This is a genomic window from Methanospirillum sp. (assembly GCF_028679455.1).
GTDB lineage: Archaea > Halobacteriota > Methanomicrobia > Methanomicrobiales > Methanospirillaceae > Methanospirillum.
Window position 1 is genome coordinate 1 of sequence record NZ_JAJRBM010000431.1, and the last position, 3190, is coordinate 3190.

4 protein-coding genes are annotated in these 3190 nt (G+C 44.1%); all 4 read left to right on the top strand.

The genetic code is table 11. The features are described from left to right. The coding region (gene cas10 / locus LUQ50_RS14895; protein ID WP_300041038.1) for a type III-A CRISPR-associated protein Cas10/Csm1 at positions 1-1626 on the top strand (1626 nt) is incomplete at its 5' end. 11 nt (positions 1627-1637) lie between these two features. After that, entirely contained in the window at positions 1638-2162 is a 525-nt protein-coding gene (csm2, locus tag LUQ50_RS14900) for a type III-A CRISPR-associated protein Csm2 (RefSeq protein WP_300041040.1), read from the top strand. A 9-nt stretch (positions 2163-2171) separates the two neighbouring features. Next, the gene (gene csm3 / locus LUQ50_RS14905; protein ID WP_300041042.1) at positions 2172-2903 is read left to right on the top strand and encodes a type III-A CRISPR-associated RAMP protein Csm3; all 732 of its coding nucleotides are present in this window, start codon (positions 2172-2174) and stop codon (positions 2901-2903) included. Between the two features lie 15 nt (positions 2904-2918). Continuing rightward, on the top strand, positions 2919-3190 hold a 272-nt coding region (locus LUQ50_RS14910; RefSeq protein WP_300041044.1), incomplete at its 3' end, for a hypothetical protein.

Below are 3190 nucleotides of genomic sequence, written 5' to 3' on the forward strand. Positions count from 1 at the left end.
GAGGAGATCAAAGCAAAATGTAATCTCTTCGAACCATCAGTGCTCTGGAACACCGGGGGAAAATTCCTCATCCTTGTGCCGAACACGAAGAAGAACCAGGAGCGGATCTCGTATATCAGCAGAAAGGTAAATGAACTTCTGCTCAGAAAATACGGTGGCCTCCTTAGTCTTGCACTCGTGATTCATCCGGTTGATAAAGCCGGTATTCAGTCATTCTCAAAGGTTCTTGATGAACTGGCTGTACTCAGTGCAGAGAAGAAAAAACAAAAATTCCTGGACTGTGGGCTTCATTTTGGAGCGGAGGATGAAGAAAGGCCATTGAGTGAGTTCTGTAATATCTGTGGTACTCATCATGATCAGGCCAAATGCCCGCAATGTCTTCGGTTTACAGATATCGGGACGAAAATTGCCCGTGCAAAATGGTTGATGAAGGGTGAAGGACTAAGAATAAGTTTTTCCGATCTTGGCCTTCAGACAAGTTACGACCTAGTAAGTTCTCTCCCGGCGGACTTAAAATCGCAGGTAATTACCCTGAATAGCACGGTACCGGCAGATATTCAGTTCAAAAACAATTTCGGATGCGGATTTATGTTTCTCGGAAACACGGTTCCCATTGATCAGCATGATATTCTGTCCTTTAGTGAGATTGCCCAGTTATCAAACGGTACCCCGAGACTGGGATATATCAAGGCAGATGTTGATAACCTGGGGAAACTTATCGCCCGAGGACTTCCTGAAAACGACCGGACAATCTCACGGATTCATACCATCAGTAACCAGCTCCAGTTCTACTTTGCCGGATACCTGAATCAGATCTGCAACGAGTTCCAGGTATATCCTTCCCTCTGCTCTAAGTGCCTTGAACAGGTAAAAGAGAAAAAGGGAAGGGAAATTACCCTTTTAACCCAGATTGATGAGACCGATAAATCGTTGGAATCAACCTGGTATGAGGTGGACAAACCCTGTGAATCCTGTAGAAAAAAGGCAGTGAATTCATGTTACATCGTATATTCCGGAGGGGATGATCTTCTCATCATCGGACCATGGGATACCGCTATTCGACTTTCTAACCGGATTTACGAAGAGTTCAGAAGGTTCACAGGAGAAAATCCCCATATTACCCTTTCAGCAGGAATTGCCATCGTATCCCACCGGTTACCGGTATCCAGAGCAGTACATATTGCAGATGAACTGTTAGAAGAAGCAAAAGGGTATCGTTCCGGAACAGTATCAAAGAATCATGCTGCTCTCTTCGACGAATGCCTGCCCTGGAAAGAGGGACTGGGTGATCGGGCATTACCTTCCCTGATCGAAGCAACCGACCAGATGATAGATGCCGTGAAAGAGAAGAGACTTTCAAAAAGCATGGTATATGCCCTTCTTACTCTCTGGAACCAGACGTACGGGGATATCATAGATATGGACCCTAAAGGCCGGACTGAAACCAGGCTCAATCGCAAACGATATCTACCGCACCTGAAGTATCTCATGAAACGAAACATCGAAGATCGACATCGTCAGGGAATAGAAGAACTGATTAACCCGGTTTTTCCCTGGATCAAACTTCCGGTTTACTGGACAAGTCTTGCATTACGAACAGATGAAAAGAAAAAACAGGTAAGATAAGAGGTTAAAAAATGGCACCAAGACCAGATATGACACGCGGGAGAGGTACACAGAACAATCAGGGATTTGGAAGATCATCTGATCAATCCCATCACAACGGCGGACTTAGACAATCACAGGGAAGCGACATATCATCAGAACTTGAGATGATTAAAACAAAAAAGGATCTCTCTGAACTTTCCGTTGAAGAGATATCAAAAGCCGATGGAATTGCTGAAAAACTTGCAAAAAGTTTCAAAGGATCTCTTAAAACGACCCAACTCAGAAAATTTTTTGATAATATTGCAAGTAACCAGGAAAGACTGAAAACCGGAGAATGGAAAGAGATTGAATCAGATTTCTATATGATCCGTCCAAATCTGGCCTATGCAAAAGGAAGAAGACTAATCCCCGAAGATTTCTTTGTTCTGGTTTCCCTCTGTCTCGAAAGGGTCCATACACAGGGAGCAAGCGAAGAGAGAATAAAAGAAAATTATGACCGTTTTGTTGCACTCATGCAGGCACTTGTTGCATATTCAAAATATTACGAGAGATAAGAGGGGAGAATGATGAAATTACAGAAAAATTACCTGATACGTGGAAAGATTGTCTGTGAAACCGGAATGCATATCGGAGGTGTATCTGAATCCCTCAAGATTGGGGGGACAGATTCACCGGTAATCATGAATCGTATGACAAATATGCCCTACATTCCAGGTTCTTCGATAAAAGGAAAGATGAGATCGCTTCTTGAACTCAAGCATGGAACACCCTGGCTTATGGATAACGGAGAACCACATAAATGTAATAACCGAGATTGTTCACTCTGTATTACATTTGGCCGATCAGCAGACAAAGAAGTTTCAAGCGGGCCGACTCGTCTGGTTGTCAGGGACAGTCATCCAACACCGGAAACAGATGAGATGTGGAAGAAAAAAGATGATATCCTTCATGGGACGGAGATTAAGGGTGAAAATTATCTCAATCGTCTTACTTCAATGGCCACACCCAGATTCATTGAACGAGTCCCTGCAGGATCGGCATTCGGATTCGAGATGGTCTTCTCAATTTACGAACCTGCAGATGAAGACCGGTTAAAGCTGGTCTTTGAAGCAATGACACTTCTTGAGGATAATTACCTCGGTGGATACGGCAGTCGTGGTTCAGGAAAGATAACCTTCAGCGATATTGAACTCCTGGAAAAGATCTCTGACGATTATAAAACCGGAAAAGACTGGCGTCCGTATGAAAAGGTGTCCGGAGCTGGCAGTGCCCATGAGATCCTTGAACGGTTATAACCCGGAGGCTGACCTATGCAGGCAGTCTATCTGAAACCCAGTTCCACGTTTCCGGCTACCATCCATTCAAACACTCTCTTTGGTGCCATATGCAGGACAATGGATGAACTTGGTTATGATACCGGAGGTTTTATCAAGCAATTCCTTGAGCATCCTCCTCTCGAAATAAGTTCCTGTTTCCCGTATTTTACTACTGAATCGGGAAAAGTTCATCTGTTCCCAATGCCTCATCTCCCGCCAACCAGAGATGTTGAGGTCGGATTTGAAACCCTGAAAAAGCTGAAGAA